Origin of the sequence: Vibrio sp. 10N.261.55.C5 (assembly GCF_041470505.1) — a bacterium.
GTDB lineage: Bacteria > Pseudomonadota > Gammaproteobacteria > Enterobacterales > Vibrionaceae > Vibrio > Vibrio crassostreae_C.
This window is the reverse complement of sequence record NZ_JBFRMS010000010.1, coordinates 67,025-81,772: the sequence shown is the minus strand read 5'-3', so window position 1 is coordinate 81,772 and position 14,748 is coordinate 67,025. Positions and strand designations below refer to the sequence as shown.

10 protein-coding genes and 1 pseudogene are annotated in these 14,748 nt (G+C 44.4%); 4 read left to right on the top strand and 7 right to left on the bottom strand.

Going from position 1 to position 14,748, the window contains the following annotated elements:
* Positions 1 to 67 precede the first annotated feature (67 nt).
* The 3 genes from AB4263_RS03140 to AB4263_RS03130 form a co-directional block, all read right to left on the bottom strand.
* Positions 68 to 1,129 (bottom strand): trypsin-like serine protease, encoded by a 1,062-nt coding sequence (locus AB4263_RS03140; protein ID WP_136981868.1) that lies wholly within the window; start codon positions 1,127 to 1,129, stop codon positions 68 to 70.
* Positions 1,130 to 1,408: 279 nt separating this feature from the next.
* Positions 1,409 to 2,542 carry a glycine cleavage system aminomethyltransferase GcvT gene (gene gcvT / locus AB4263_RS03135; RefSeq protein WP_372097466.1) on the bottom strand — a complete coding sequence of 378 codons (1,134 nt, stop codon included), beginning with the start codon at positions 2,540 to 2,542 and terminating at the stop codon, positions 1,409 to 1,411.
* 447 nt (positions 2,543 to 2,989) lie between these two features.
* Entirely contained in the window at positions 2,990 to 3,613 is a 624-nt protein-coding gene (locus AB4263_RS03130) for a helix-turn-helix domain-containing protein (RefSeq protein WP_086051012.1), read from the bottom strand.
* Between the two features lie 440 nt (positions 3,614 to 4,053).
* Here AB4263_RS03130 and AB4263_RS03125 point away from each other — a divergent pair, with 440 nt between their 5' ends.
* From AB4263_RS03125 to gcvP, 3 genes are all read left to right on the top strand, one after another.
* Complete coding sequence (locus tag AB4263_RS03125) at positions 4,054 to 5,346, top strand: serine hydroxymethyltransferase (RefSeq protein ID WP_017072175.1); 1,293 nt, start codon at positions 4,054 to 4,056, stop codon at positions 5,344 to 5,346.
* 51 nt (positions 5,347 to 5,397) lie between these two features.
* Positions 5,398 to 5,778: a glycine cleavage system protein GcvH gene (gene gcvH, locus AB4263_RS03120; protein ID WP_017072176.1), complete on the top strand. Its 381-nt coding sequence runs from the start codon at positions 5,398 to 5,400 to the stop codon at positions 5,776 to 5,778.
* Positions 5,779 to 5,867: 89 nt separating this feature from the next.
* Entirely contained in the window at positions 5,868 to 8,747 is a 2,880-nt protein-coding gene (gene gcvP / locus AB4263_RS03115) for an aminomethyl-transferring glycine dehydrogenase (protein ID WP_372097464.1), read from the top strand.
* Between the two features lie 145 nt (positions 8,748 to 8,892).
* On the opposite strand, the gene AB4263_RS03110 is transcribed toward gcvP, so the two are convergent.
* Positions 8,893 to 9,726, bottom strand: a complete 834-nt coding sequence (locus AB4263_RS03110; RefSeq protein ID WP_372097462.1) for an alpha/beta fold hydrolase — start codon at positions 9,724 to 9,726, stop codon at positions 8,893 to 8,895.
* Between the two features lie 460 nt (positions 9,727 to 10,186).
* Here AB4263_RS03110 and AB4263_RS03105 point away from each other — a divergent pair, with 460 nt between their 5' ends.
* Entirely contained in the window at positions 10,187 to 11,569 is a 1,383-nt protein-coding gene (locus tag AB4263_RS03105; protein WP_372097460.1) for an MATE family efflux transporter, read from the top strand.
* 96 nt (positions 11,570 to 11,665) lie between these two features.
* Here AB4263_RS03105 and AB4263_RS03100 read toward each other — a convergent pair whose 3' ends face one another.
* The 3 genes and pseudogenes from AB4263_RS03100 to AB4263_RS03090 form a co-directional block, all read right to left on the bottom strand.
* Entirely contained in the window at positions 11,666 to 12,208 is a 543-nt protein-coding gene (locus AB4263_RS03100; RefSeq protein ID WP_372097533.1) for an MSHA biogenesis protein MshA, read from the bottom strand.
* A gap of 437 nt (positions 12,209 to 12,645) precedes the next feature.
* Positions 12,646 to 13,500 (bottom strand): annotated as a pseudogene (locus tag AB4263_RS03095) (DUF1214 domain-containing protein); the annotation flags it as partial.
* Positions 13,501 to 13,731: 231 nt separating this feature from the next.
* A complete protein-coding gene (locus AB4263_RS03090; protein WP_136973494.1) occupies positions 13,732 to 14,595 on the bottom strand; it encodes a delta-class carbonic anhydrase in 864 nt (287 codons plus the stop codon).
* Between the last annotated feature and the right edge of the window lie 153 nt (positions 14,596 to 14,748).

The following is a 14,748-nucleotide window of genomic DNA, read 5'->3' as shown; positions in this document are numbered from 1 at the left end:
AAAGTAAAAAATAAAAAGTCGACGCTATCTTTAAATAAAGCGTCGACTTGTTCAAAACATTGAAGATCTAACGTTTAACTGCTTTTCTAACACCAGCAATCAACATCAGCATCCCTAGCAAACCAAATGAAATACCTCCGCCACTGCTACCAGAGCCAGTTGACGCACTTGTCCCAGCAACAGCAACTCGTTTTGCCTCTGTCGCGGTAAACTGGACAGTTTCCGTGCTATCATTTACCCCTTTAGTTACATCCGTAATCCAATCTTTATAATCATATACCTCTGTAAATACAGATGTTACGCCGATGTCATCACCGCAAGTAGTCGGCCCAAAACTCGTTATACCGACCTGTTCATATGTAGAGCCATTTTTCCAAAACACCGGACCACCAGAATCGCCTTGGCATGTACCCCCGTATAAGCCATTATTCGGTCCGTTACCGTTGAAACAAATTTGTTTATCAGTGACTAACGGACCGAAAACAGCTTTACAATTAAGAGTATCAACATATGTCAGGTCAACTTGTTGTAGCAATGTCGTACCATCAACATCAGTCTCGATGTCACCATGGCCAACTGCAACGAAATCATTCGCAGCATTAAGGTATGTATCAAATTGAGGGATCACAGTTTCAGCTGAGGATTGAAGGTTAAGAGAAGCTTCTAACTTTAAAATCGCAATATCATTTCTTAATAGTTGATTGATACTGTTTGAATAATCCGTTCGATAATACACCTCAGATACTCGTACTTTCTGGATGCTACCGTTAGGGAATAGAGAAGTATCTTCCAATTGAGGAACAACTACCGTGAAAAGTTGAGCATTCTCATCACCATAAATACAGTGTGCAGCAGTCAGTACATGATAGTTATCTAAAATTGTCGCACCACAGTAAGGGCCTGTTGAGTAAACACCGTCATAATCAATACGATCAATGAACAAGCTTGCCATCGAAGGAAATTCCGTGACTGAAGCGTCGCTACCATTCACAATATAGGGTGTTACACCCAAATCAGGAGTACTTTCGTCCGTGTTTTCCGTTGCCATAACACTTGATGTGTAAATTAATGGCGCTAAAAGCCCTAAAACGGCTTTACGAACCGGACTCATTGTATGGTTTACGTTCATAGTTAACTCCTTGTAACCCCTACTACTTATTTACAAAAATGATGAATTGTCACCATAACACGTCACAATCGTGATTATAGTAAGTATTTGTAACGATATCGCCACATATCTCATTTTATAAACGAATTTTAAGTAACCGTTGTTAGTGGGTAACGTTAAAAGCAATACGTTACCAAAGACATACGCTACCAAAATCAAAAAAGCCTACCGTTAGGCTTCCCAATAAAGAGAAGCAAACAATAGGCTTTCATTTAGCTTAGTGGTTTCTCTTAAAAGAGATTAGCCACGATAGTAACGCTGAGGTACGAATGGCATTTTTTCTACTGTCATTGGTAGCTTCTTGCCACGAACTTCAGCGAATACTTCAGTGCCAATAACCGCTAGGTCAGTACGAACGTAAGCCATAGAAACAGGCTTGCCCGCGTTAGGACCCGCAGTACCACTTGTTACAACGCCAATCTTGTTGTCTTCAGCATCGAACAGCTCAGCGCCTTCACGTACTGGTGCTTTAGTCTGACCAACAAGACCAACACGCTTGCGTTGAACGTCTTTAGTCGCGATTTGCTCAAGGATGATATCAGCGCCAGGGAAACCGCCTGCACGTTCACCGTCAGTACGACGCACTTTTTGGATACCCCATAAAAGGCTAGCTTCTACCGGCGTTGTTGTTGTATCTAGATCGTGACCGTACAGACATAGACCACACTCAAGACGAAGTGAGTCACGAGCACCAAGGCCAATCCACTCTACTTCTTCTTCTGATGTTAGTTTACGAGCAAGTGCTTCAGCGTGATCGTTCGGTACTGAGATTTCGTAGCCATCTTCACCGGTATAACCACTGCGGCTTACGATGCACTCTACGCCGTCGATATCGACTTTTTGAACATCCATGAACAGCATGTCTGCAACGCTTGGTTGGAAACGAGCCAGAACTTCAGACGCTTTCGGACCTTGAAGTGCTAATAGAGCGCGGTCATCAATCACTTCCATTTTTACGTCTGCAGGAAGGTGAGCCGTTAGGTGGTCGATATCTTGTGTTTTACACGCCGCATTCACAACAACAAGTAGGTGATCGCCAAGGTTAGCAACCATAAGATCATCCATGATGCCGCCCTGTTCATTAGTAAAGAAGGCGTAGCGCTGCTTACCAGAAGGCAGGTCGATAATATCTACTGGAACCAGAGATTCTAAAACAGCGGCTGCATTTTCACCGTGTAGACGCAGTTGCCCCATGTGAGAAACATCAAAAAGACCAGCAGCGTCACGAGTGTGTAAGTGCTCTTTCTTTACACCTAGTGGATACTGAACTGGCATGTCGTAGCCAGCAAAAGGAACCATTTTTGCGCCGACTTCAACGTGAAGTGCATGCAGAGGTGTTTTTAGTAGGTCTTGATTAGCGTGTTCTTGAGTCATTTTATTCTCCATGAAGCGTTGCAGGCTTTCCAAATCGAATCTGCCGCTTATATCTCTATTTAGAGTCGCCTCTAACGATATGGGTTAACGTTAGAAACAGTAGATAGTAAAAAGTGATGTCTTCTATATAGGCTTTTATTACTAGCGTTATAAAAACAGACAGCAGTACAAAAACTCTACAACTCACTTTCTAAGAATTCACTTCAGTAAACTTCAATCAACATGAGTAAACCGTGTTCACTATAATAAACAAGGCTGAGTCAGTTTTACACCCTTAACAAGATTAAAACGGCTCAAAATGTGACATTTAACAATTTAAAAACAATTATTCGATGCATACAAAAACGCGATATTGATGATTTTCACATCAATATCGCGTCATTTAGCAAACGTTAGAAACAAAAGCAAACGTTTGCATCCACTATAAGAAATTCGACCTTTGTTAATTTATTTTGCTGTCACCCACAAAATGAGCGCGTCTTCTGCGCTAGTCGAGATAAGCATGTGACCCATATTGGCATCGTAATACATGCTGTCACCTTCACTCATAGGCACCGGTTCGTAGAATTCTGAGTAGAACATCACATCGCCGGAGATAATCATTAGGAACTCTTCACCATCGTGGCGAACCCAATCGTTATACTCTTCAAAGGTGCGTGCTCTCACTCGGCTCTTGAACGGCATCATCTTCTTATTCGAAAGTTCTGTCGCGAGCAGTTCATGCTCGTAAGTCGGAGTTGGGTGAGGTTTGCCCTGACCTGCTTTAGTTAAGTCACGACGTCCTGTGGCAACCTTTTTTCTTGGTGGTTCAAAGAGTTGCGGCATATCAATTTGCAAACCCATAGCCAATTTCTGCATCGCTTGGAACGTCGGTGAGATTTGTTCGTTCTCGATTTTACTCAGCGTAGAGCGCGCCAAACCAGTACGTTGGCTCGCCTCTTCTAACGTAATGCCCAGCTTGCTGCGGATATCTTTAATACGCTGGCCGAGCCTAAGTGGTTCGATATTCTGATCTAACGTCTCTTTCGCCAACGTTAAAGATGGGTACTCATCATAAATGTCTTCTGACATAGGTCCCTCATTCATTTCTTACTTCCTGTCTATTGATTTCATTGTTGCATGAAGCGCTTTGTTGATTAAAGAGCACACAGGGAAATAAAGCGTGCTCCCTGTAGCAAAACGAGAAAATCTGTTTCCTATTGGAAATTTTTGTTGAAAATTGATTTTATCGGAGCTATGTTATCGACTTGTTAGATGAAGAGATGCTGCTTCAGCTTGCAGCAAGTGATAGATTTAACATTTGTAAGAGCTGTTTTTTACCCGAAATTTTTGGGAACCAATTCGTGCTGCATTGACCCTACAACGATCGCTTTGACGCTATGGTCGTATAAATAAGAAGCAACGCACTATTTATACACCTATATAACGCAAACGATACCGATGCAGAAATCAACGTAAGACCTAATGGACTATAAAAACAATCACCATTAGCTTAATGAAAGGTCTCGACAATGAACGCTTATCAAAACCATAGCTTAGACAGTTTTTTCTCTACGAACCTATCTGCGACTGACGACGCAGTATTTGCTGGAATCCAAGCAGAGAACACTCGTCAAAACGAACAAATCGAACTTATTGCTTCTGAGAACATCGTTTCTAAAGCAGTAATGCAAGCTCAAGGCACTTGCCTTACCAACAAATACGCAGAAGGCTACCCAGGTCGTCGTTACTACGGTGGTTGTGAGCACGTAGATACAGTAGAAGCTATTGCGATTGAACGTGCTAAACAGCTATTCAAGTGTGAATACGCGAACGTACAACCTCATTCAGGTGCTCAAGCGAACGGCGCAGTTAAACTTGCCCTACTTCAACCTGGCGACACTATCCTAGGTATGTCTCTTGACGCTGGTGGTCACCTTACGCACGGTGCACGCCCTGCGCTTTCAGGCAAATGGTTCAACGCAGTTCAATACGGCGTAGACCGCGACACTCTTGAAATCGATTACGAAGCGGTACGCGCTCTCGCTATCGAATGCCAACCTAAAATGATTATTGCAGGTGGTAGTGCTATCCCACGCGTTATCGACTTCGCTAAATTCCGCGAAATCGCTGACGAAGTTGGCGCTATCCTTATGGTAGATATGGCACACATCGCGGGTCTTATCGCGACAGGTGCTCACCCTAGCCCACTACCACACGCACACGTTGTTACAACAACAACGCACAAAACACTTCGTGGCCCACGCGGCGGTATGATTCTGACGAACCACGAAGACATCAACAAAAAGATCAACTCTGCAGTGTTCCCTGGCCTACAAGGCGGCCCACTCATGCACGTTATCGCGGCTAAAGCAGTGGCGTTTGGCGAAGCACTTGGCCCAGAATTTAATACTTATATTGATTCAGTGATCGACAACGCAAAAGTTCTTGCTGAAGTGTTGCAAACTCGCGGTTGTGACATTGTGACTGGCGGAACAGACACGCACCTAATGCTGGTTGACCTTCGTCCTAAGGGCTTGAAAGGTAACGTAACTGAAGAGGCATTAGAGCGTGCAGGGATCACATGTAACAAAAATGGTATACCATTCGATTCAGAGAAGCCTATGATTACCTCTGGCATTCGTTTAGGTACGCCAGCTGGAACCAGTCGTGGTTTTGGCACTGAAGAATTCAAACTTATCGGTGAATGGATCGGCGATGTACTTGATGGCTTAGTTGAAAGCCCTGAAGGCAACGCTGAAGTTGAGCAACGTGTTCGCAAGCAAGTTAAAGAGCTTTGCAAGCGCTTCCCTCTTTACCGTTAGACCGTTTTTAAGATTTAAATTAAAACCTCATAAATTTTTGGAGAATAAGCAATGGACAATACACTAAAGTTTGCAGACAGCCACGAGTGGGTAAAAGACAACGGTGACGGTACTGTAACTATCGGTATTTCTGAGCACGCTCAAGAGATGCTAGGTGACGTTGTGTTTGTTGACCTGCCTGACACTGACGACGAAATCGAAGCTGGCGAAAGCTTCTCTCTAGTTGAGTCAGTGAAAGCTGCTTCTGATATCTACGCACCAATCTCTGGCGAAATCGTAGAAATCAACGAAGAATTAGAAGATAGCCCAGAGCTAATCAACGAAGAACCTTATGAAGGTGGCTGGATTGTTAAAGTGAAGATGTCTGATGCGTCTGAACTAGACAACCTTAAAGATGCGGAAGAATACCTAAGCTCTATCGAAGAAGACTAATAGGTAACCTCATTACGATAAAGCTGCTCTTTTGAGCAGCTTAATTTTAGGGGCTAGCTCACGGCTCCAGAGAGAAAGTAGAACATATCATGACTGAATTACTTCAAAGCCAATTACTGAAAGACCTGGGTACTCAAAACGAGTTTGTTGCTCGTCATAACGGCCCAAATAAAGCAGACCAGCAAAAAATGCTTGAAGCGATCAACGCGACTAGCTTAGAAGCACTGATCGACGAAACGGTTCCTGCACAAATCCGTCTTGAAAAACCAATGACACTTGCTGCTCCATTGAGCGAAATGGACATGCTGACCTCTCTTAAAGAGATCGCTAACCTAAACCAAGTGAAACGTACTTTCATTGGTCAAGGCTACTACAACACATTCACTCCAAACGTTATTCTACGTAACGTTTTAGAGAACCCAGGCTGGTACACTGCTTACACACCATACCAACCAGAGATTTCTCAAGGTCGTCTTGAAGCTCTACTGAATTACCAACAAATGGTAATGGACTTAACTGGTATGGAAATCGCGAACGCGTCTCTTCTTGATGAAGCGACAGCGGCTGGCGAAGCTATGACACTGTGTAAGCGTGCAGGCAAAAGCAAGAGCAAAGTATTCTTCGTTGCTGACGATGTTCACCCTCAAACACTAGAAGTTGTTAAAACTCGTGCTGAGTACATCGGTTTTGAAGTAATGGTTGGTGCTCTTGAAACACTTCCAGAGCAAGACGTATTTGGTGCGTTGGTTCAATACCCTGGTACAACAGGTGAAGTTCGCGACCTAACAGACATCATTGCGAAAGCTCAAGCAAACAAGACTCTTGTAACGGTTGCAACTGACCTACTTGCTTCTGCTCTACTTAAGCCAGCTGGCGAAATGGGTGCAGACGTAGTTATCGGTTCAGCGCAACGTTTCGGTGTTCCTATGGGTTACGGCGGTCCACACGCTGCATTCATGGGTACTCGTGAAAAGCATAAGCGTACAATGCCAGGTCGTGTAATCGGTGTTTCAATCGATACTCACGGTAACCAAGCACTACGTATGGCAATGCAAACTCGTGAGCAACACATCCGCCGCGAGAAAGCGACATCGAACATCTGTACAGCTCAAGCACTTCTAGCAAACATGGCGTCTTTCTACGCGGTTTACCACGGTGCAGAAGGCCTACGTACTATCGCTCGTCGTACACACCACATGACAGCTATCCTAGCGGCTGGCCTGACTAAAGCGGGTTACGAGCTAACAAACAACAGCTTCTTCGATACCATCACAATCAACTCTGAAGAGAAGACAGATGCACTGTACGCGAAAGCACAAGCAGCAGACATCAACTTGCGCCTTCTTAAAGGTAAGATCGGTATCAGCTTAGATGAAACAACCACAGTCGACGACGTGAATGCCCTATTCGCTATCTTCGACGTGAAAGAAGACGTTCAAGCATTATCTTCTGACATTGCATCAAACGAGTTTGCAGCAATTCCAGAAAACTGCCGTCGTGAATCAGAGTTCCTAACTCACCCAGTATTCAACACGCACCACAGCGAAACGCAAATGATGCGTTACCTAAAACAGCTTGAGAACAAAGACTTCTCACTAACGCACGGCATGATCCCACTGGGCAGCTGTACGATGAAGCTGAACGCTGCTGCTGAGATGATTCCAGTAACATGGCCTGAGTTTGGTTCAATTCACCCATTCGCACCTCTTGATCAAGCAGCGGGTTACACAGCACTAGCGAAAGATCTTAAAGAGAAGCTATGTGAAATCACTGGTTACGACGATTTCTCACTACAGCCTAACTCTGGTGCATCTGGTGAATACGCAGGTCTAATCGCTATTCAACGTTACCACGCAAGCCGCGGTGAAGCTCACCGTAACGTTTGCCTGATTCCAAGCTCTGCGCACGGTACTAACCCTGCAACAGCATCAATGGTTTCTATGAAGGTAGTGGTTGTTAAGTGTGATGAAGATGGCAACATCGACATGACAGACTTAGCTGCGAAAATCGAGAAGCACAAAGAAAACCTATCAAGCATCATGATCACTTACCCTTCTACGCACGGCGTATACGAAGAGCAAGTGAAAGAAGTGTGTGAACAAGTACACGCAGCGGGCGGTCAGGTTTACCTAGACGGCGCGAACATGAACGCTCAAGTAGGTCTAACTTCACCTGGCTTCATCGGTTCAGACGTATCTCACTTGAACCTACACAAAACATTCTGTATCCCACACGGTGGTGGCGGTCCGGGTATGGGTCCTATCGGCGTTAAATCGCACCTAGCACCTTTCCTACCTGGTCACATCGAAAATGGTGTACAAGGTTCTGACTACGCAGTATCAGCAGCAGATCTAGGTAGTGCTTCAATTCTACCTATCTCTTGGGCTTACATCGCAATGATGGGCGAACCTGGCCTAACAGACGCAACGAAAGTAGCGATTCTGAACGCGAACTACGTGATGGAGAAACTACGTCCTCACTACCCTGTTCTTTACCGTGGCACTAACGGCCGCGTAGCACACGAATGTATTATCGATATTCGTCCGCTTAAAGAAGACACAGGCATCAGCGAAGAAGATATTGCTAAGCGTCTAATGGACTTCGGTTTCCACGCGCCAACTATGTCTTTCCCTGTAGCTGGCACACTAATGGTTGAGCCAACTGAGTCTGAAGATTTAGAAGAGCTAGACCGTTTCTGTGAAGCGATGATCGCAATCCGTCACGAAATGGCAGCAGTGAAAGCGGGTGAATGGCCACTAGACAACAACCCTCTAGTGAACGCACCGCATACACAAGTTGACCTTTCAGGCGCAGAATGGGATCGCCCTTACTCTCGTGAACTGGCTTGCTTCCCATCGAAAGCAACCAAGAACTCGAAGTACTGGCCTACTGTTAACCGTGTAGACAACGTATACGGCGACCGTAACCTAATCTGTTCTTGCCCAAGCATCGACAACTACGAAGACTAATTTTGTAGATTTTAGATAAACAAAAGCGAACCACTTGGTTCGCTTTTTTGTTTTTGGAGAATCAATCATTTCAAGCTGAGAGGTAAAGATCGCGCCAGCTAACCAACAATCCACATATAGACTTTCTATTATCGTTGTTGAATATCTAAGTTTTGGTTCTATTTGTAACGCCAGTAATAAACTTATCTACTTCCGGATAGAACTTGGCCGGATCGTTTTGCACCCAGTGGTTTGCGCCCTCAAATGAAACGTTGTCTAACGTACTAATAAACTCTTTCGCACGCTCACAACCCTCTAGGCTGTCAGCACCCCAAAAATATACTTTAGGTATGGATAAGTTTTCGAAAATTTGTCCCCAGCCAACCACGCCACGGATATCTTGAGTCGCATGTTGTCCGTAGATTTCACTGGCGGTTTGACCAAGAACCTCTGGCTCACATCTTCTAACTGACGAAAGATACTTAACACCTGCTCCGTGTCCCCAAGCCATGGGAAAACGTTTTGAGAAACCTTCTCCTTTCACCCAGTTCGCAAACTCGTCAGTGCTTAGTTCAGAATATGTATCTGCAATAATCTGGGATAGGATGATGCTTTCTTCGTGCAGTCCGCCTTCAGCATTAATGAAACCACGCACGATGCCTCTCGTGTCGTATTCACAAATCAACGTCGATGTATCGCCTCCCCAAGAGTGCCCAAGTAGAAAGCAACCATGGATGCTCAATAAGTCGAGTGCTTTCAATATTCGATTTGCTTGAGTTTCTGTTGAGTGGGATATATTCGAAGCAGGAGAATAGCCATAACCACACAGGTCGAACATGACTAAGTTGTAATTCGGTAGCCAGTCAAACACATCGGCAAAACATAAATGCGACTCACCCAACCCATGAATCAACACCAGTGTTTCCTGAGACTCTTTGATATCAGTCGACAAGCAATAAAGCTGATCACCATCGATCTCTAACCACTTTTCTATCAACACATTATCCTCACACTTCTAATCGCAGACTTTGGATTTATCTTAACGAATCCAACACGATAAGAAAGGTTAATTTGGTTAAGTTTTATAAACTTATTGACCTTACTGTAAGGGGAAGGTTTAAGGTCAACTCACGAGCTCAATATAACTAGGAAACGATTATGGGATGTTGCAATAAAGCGCCAAAAGGTGGAGCCCCTCTTGGCTTACTTTTAAAAGTCACGCTTGGAATTGGGTTATTTGTGTTTCTGCTGGCATTGTGGCAATAGGAGAGTTATCCAGCACTAGATTTGAAGCTAAGACGTGGCGGTATATATCAGAGCAACTTGAACTCAATAAATCCAATGCTTGACCCTATACGGTAAGGTGTTTATATTGTCGCCCGCCCAACGGGGCACATCCTAAAATGCACACCGGCCATCCTGCCATCATTCGTGTATTTATATTGGTGTTGTGAACTTCCATGCTAACGAAACTTCGTCCTTTTACTCGTGAATCGGGTGCGCTTATGCATCTTTCGATTCCAATCATTTTGACTCAAATAGCTACCCAAGCGATGGGATTTGTCGATACGACAATGGCTGGCCAAGTAAGCCCTGCTGATCTTGCCGCTATTGCACTTGGCACTAGCCTTTGGATCCCAGTGTTACTGCTACTGCGTGGCGTGATTATGGCGCTAACGCCTGTTGTCGCTTACCACCGCGGCGCACGTGACTTCCAAAGTATCTCTGTTGAATTCTTCCAGATGGTTTGGTTGGCATTAATCGCGAGTGTGCTACTTATCGCTTACTTGGTGAGTGCTAAACCGATCTTAGAATGGATTGGGGTAGCCGCTGAGATCATCCCTATCGGCAGTGACTATGCATTTGCCCTAGCCTTCGGTGTGCCGGGTATTGCCCTGTTCTACACTTTGAACGGCTTCTGTGAAGGGATGAACAACACCAAAGTACCAATGATCATTTCCGTGGTTGGTCTGTTGATAAATATTCCGGTCAACTACGTGCTTATCTACGGTAAGTTCGGCTTCCCTGAAATGGGCGCTGTAGGTTGTGGCTGGGCGACAAGCTTGGTGTACTGGTTAATGTCGGGAATGCTGTATTCCTACATCAAAGGCCATCATCACTACAAAACCATTATCAGCTTTGCAGACGCGAAGCCAAAAGCAAAAGAGATGCTTCACCTTCTAAGATTAGGTTTGCCTATCGGGATGAACATCGCGGTGTGTGGCAGTATCTTTGCGGTAATCGCTCTTATGATCGGCCGTATTGGTGCAGAGAACGTAGCAGCAGCACAAATTGCACTTAACATCTCGAGTCTGACTTACGTTATTCCAATGAGTATCTCGTTTGGCATTACGATTCGTGTTGGACACGCTTTGGGTGAAAAAGACGAACTCGGAGCGATTGAGCGCAGCAAAGTCGGTATCTTGGTTGCAGCGTTAATTTCATTGCTTTCGGTTGCGATGTTCTTGCTGTTCCCTGAGTGGATCATTAGACTTTACACAACCGACCCTACAATAAGCGCGACAGCAGCTGTATTGTTGACCTTTACCGCTATGTACCAATTCAGCGATGCATTGCAAACGTCTGCTAACGGTGCTCTGCGTGGCTATAAAGACACTAAGATCCCGATGATCTTAGCTATCGCTTCATACTGGGGCTTAGCACTGCCACTGGGCATGGTACTGGGCTTAACAGACCACATTGTTCCTGCAATGGGTGAAGAAGGCTTTTGGATTGGTATTCTAACGGGCTTGAGTGTTTCAGCAGCTCTGATGCTACTTCGCTTACGATACGTGATTAAGAAGCGTGACTTGCCGCCAGCAGATGCAGCAATAGCAAACTAAGAAAAATCATCAAACTAATACAAAAAAAGCGCGTTATTGCTACTCGGCAATAACACGCTTTTTTATTCTGTCTCTAAAATCTAATGATGAGTTCGCTTAACAGTTGTTGTTCACAATACGGACTGTACACTCACATCCTTCATCAGGACATTGGCTGCCATTTGTTCGGCCAAAAGAGTCATAAAGCACAAAGCAACCTTGGCGCGTCTCTAGATCCGCATCCGTTATGTTCGTGCTATCTAATTCAGCTTGGGTAAAGTCGTAGTCATACCCGATCACAGTGTGTCGATTACCAAAATCAGAGGTTAAGCTGTCATCATCTGATAAGGTCATAAAGTCGATCATCGTTAATTTGTCGCCCGACTCGCCTCTGCTCTCTGGGCAAAGGGTTCCCCAGTCGACCTCAACACTACCGATACCAAAATCGATTACATAGTTGCTCTGATCACGTGGGTTTGATGCATCGGGATTAAGCCCAGCGATAATAGCTTTAGAGGTTACTTGTGTGATCACCCCTTCCATTGCACCCGCAACACCTTCAAGCACCGCTTCTCTCGCTGATTCTTGGATATTAAGAAACCTCGGCGCTGCCGTTACAGCAATAATACCGATTATCACGATCACAACGATTAGTTCCATTAACGTAAAGCCGTTTTTCTTCATAACACCCGCATCTTTTGATAACTTAAATATTCAATAATCCAATGAATTACCTATAACTATACACCTCAAATAGGACTCATAACACTCCACGGCTATCGCTTTTTATAACGCTGGTTGTGGTATTTGTTCCCTTTAGAGGCTGAAAAGATAACTGGAAGCGTTATCACATAAGGTGTCAGCGGGTTTAAATTCGATCAAATGCGTGGTGCAACTGAAAGTATCGATGGAAAAAGGTTTAATTGATTTATTTGAACTGAGGCTCGCTGCGTATAATCAAAGTTAGACCATTTTTGAGTCGCCCTTTGTGTTTCTACACTTAGGAAAGCAAGAAATGAAATAGAATCCATAAAAAAGCGCGTTATTGCCATTTGGTAATAACGCGCATCTATAATCGTTGTACGACTATCGCAACATTAGTTCACTGCTTTCACGTAAGGAAGCACTCGGAATCCATCACGTACTTTTTGGCTTGGAATGTAATGACGGAAAGCTAAGTTAAACACACCAGAATCGTTTTCTGTTTTGATGTTGTTTACTGCATCATCACCACAACCAAAGCTTACGGTGTAAGTGCCGTCTGCATTTTTCTCAGCCGTGTTTGAGCTTACGTTCGCCACTTCACCAAACATGAAACCTTGCTTGTTGTAGACCGTTACCGACCAAAACGCTTGGTTCTTAGGATCATCAAAGGTTGCCTGATGACAAGTGTCTGCTGGGAAGTTACCAGAGACTTCGTAAATATTGTCATCTAACTGCGCGCCACCCCAACCGATAGCCGCGCCCACTGCGTACTTCTCTTTGGTAAACATCTCTTTTGAAGCATCTTCAGGGCTGGTAAACATACCAAACGTCGCCTGAGCACCATCGCGTTTCAGTAGTTTCGGCATTTCCATTTTAAGGTTTTTCTCTACCTCATCGAATGATTTCTCATCCACTTGCATTGCCATAAATTTGCCGTCTGCTTTTGCATCAATGCTCATCTGATCTTGGATTTTATGAACTTCATCTTTGGTGAACGTCGCATCAGTACGAACGATGACATACACGTGGTCTCCACTATGAGTAGAAAGATCAAACGTACCAGAACCGTATTGCATTGGCTGAATGCGGTGGTCTTCTGTAATCACTTCCATCGACATGTATTTGCCTTCAGGAATCTCAGGTAGCGTAATCGTCGCGCCTTGCGAAACGTTAATCACAGCCATTGAGTAGTAAGTGTCTCGGTTCATTCGAACCACAGGCTGTTTATCGGTTGGCGTTAGCTCGCGTTATGTTCCTCTCTTTGATTAAAACACTTAACGACACCAATAAGTTTAGATCCAGCCGAGAAAGCTGTTGTTCGATAGTCATCATAAGACATGCATCTGAGTAATATCACTCGTTAAATAATTGCACCATTGTGACTAACAAACAAGTCTCTGTTTAAACGATGGCATTTATATCCAACTAAAAAGGCGAACCTATTGGCTCGCCTTAATCATTTTGTTCGCCAGAATCGTTTAGTCGTTACGAATGGGTGATAACAACTCGGGGTTAACCACCAAGTTTCTCACACCGTGGGCGTGATCTTCGTTAAAGTCATTGCCTTCACACCAGCTACCTACTGTCGCGATATTTACTTTCGCGACTTGTGGTCTAACGCTCCATGTTACTTGGAAAGGTGAACCTTGCTCATTATAACCAGGACCCGTTGTAGAGCCTGCGTATTGGATCGCTGAGCCCGTATCTTGTGGGATGTTTGGTGCTTGGTGTAAGCCGTTCACTTTTGAATGTTTAGCGAGCGCTTCAAAGTCGAGTGCTCTGTCGTCATTCACTAATACGTAAACTTGGGTTTCTACACGCAGTTGCGGGTTGGTAATTGCGTCGTTAAAACAAGCACCCAATGTTTCACCCGGTTCAACTTGCGCCGTTGAATAAACATAGTGAACTTCAATGGTGTCACCCGAATGCAAAGAACCATGCTCGCTCGGACAAACCTTGCTCTCAAATGGTTTCAGCTCAGCAGAACTCAGCTTGCCTGTGTATTTAAAGCCACTCTGGAATCCCTTACCATCACCGTTACCAGCGTATTGAGTAAACTCGCCGCCTTTATGCTCAGCATTTTTATGGAAGTGAATATTACATAAGTTCATCGCTGTTGAATCAGGGGCATCCGAGAACAGCCTGGTATTGGTTCCTTCTAATGAACCCAAATCTCGTGGGGCTTGCGGGCCAAAACCTTGTCCTTGGGTATTTTCAGAAAGCTTAGCTCTTTGTTCTGCGATAACACCATCTGATACAGACTCATGGCTCGCGTCTGATGCATTTGCATGAGCTGACAACATCACCAATGCGGCACTTAAAAACACACTCTTATTCTTCATTTTTCTTCCCTAGAATATTGATAACTAAACCCAAACCGACTTAACAGCAAACATCTTACTATGCTCGTAAGTGAATATAAGACTTGTCTTTGTAAGATTAGATTTCATTACTTACTTTGGGATGAGTATTAGAACCCTTGATACATATAACAA

What these genes read in the sequence shown, in the direction of transcription:
- AB4263_RS03125 (WP_017072175.1), top strand. Translation starts at nt 4,054, where the DNA reads ATGAACGCTTATCAAAACCATAGCTTAGACAGTTTTTTCTCTACGAAC.
- AB4263_RS03130 (WP_086051012.1), bottom strand. Translation starts at nt 3,613, where the DNA reads ATGTCAGAAGACATTTATGATGAGTACCCATCTTTAACGTTGGCGAAA.
- AB4263_RS03105 (WP_372097460.1), top strand. Translation starts at nt 10,187, where the DNA reads ATGCTAACGAAACTTCGTCCTTTTACTCGTGAATCGGGTGCGCTTATG.
- gcvP (WP_372097464.1), top strand. Translation starts at nt 5,868, where the DNA reads ATGACTGAATTACTTCAAAGCCAATTACTGAAAGACCTGGGTACTCAA.
- AB4263_RS03090 (WP_136973494.1), bottom strand. Translation starts at nt 14,595, where the DNA reads ATGAAGAATAAGAGTGTGTTTTTAAGTGCCGCATTGGTGATGTTGTCA.
- gcvT (WP_372097466.1), bottom strand. Translation starts at nt 2,542, where the DNA reads ATGACTCAAGAACACGCTAATCAAGACCTACTAAAAACACCTCTGCAT.
- gcvH (WP_017072176.1), top strand. Translation starts at nt 5,398, where the DNA reads ATGGACAATACACTAAAGTTTGCAGACAGCCACGAGTGGGTAAAAGAC.
- AB4263_RS03100 (WP_372097533.1), bottom strand. Translation starts at nt 12,208, where the DNA reads ATGGAACTAATCGTTGTGATCGTGATAATCGGTATTATTGCTGTAACG.
- AB4263_RS03140 (WP_136981868.1), bottom strand. Translation starts at nt 1,129, where the DNA reads ATGAACGTAAACCATACAATGAGTCCGGTTCGTAAAGCCGTTTTAGGG.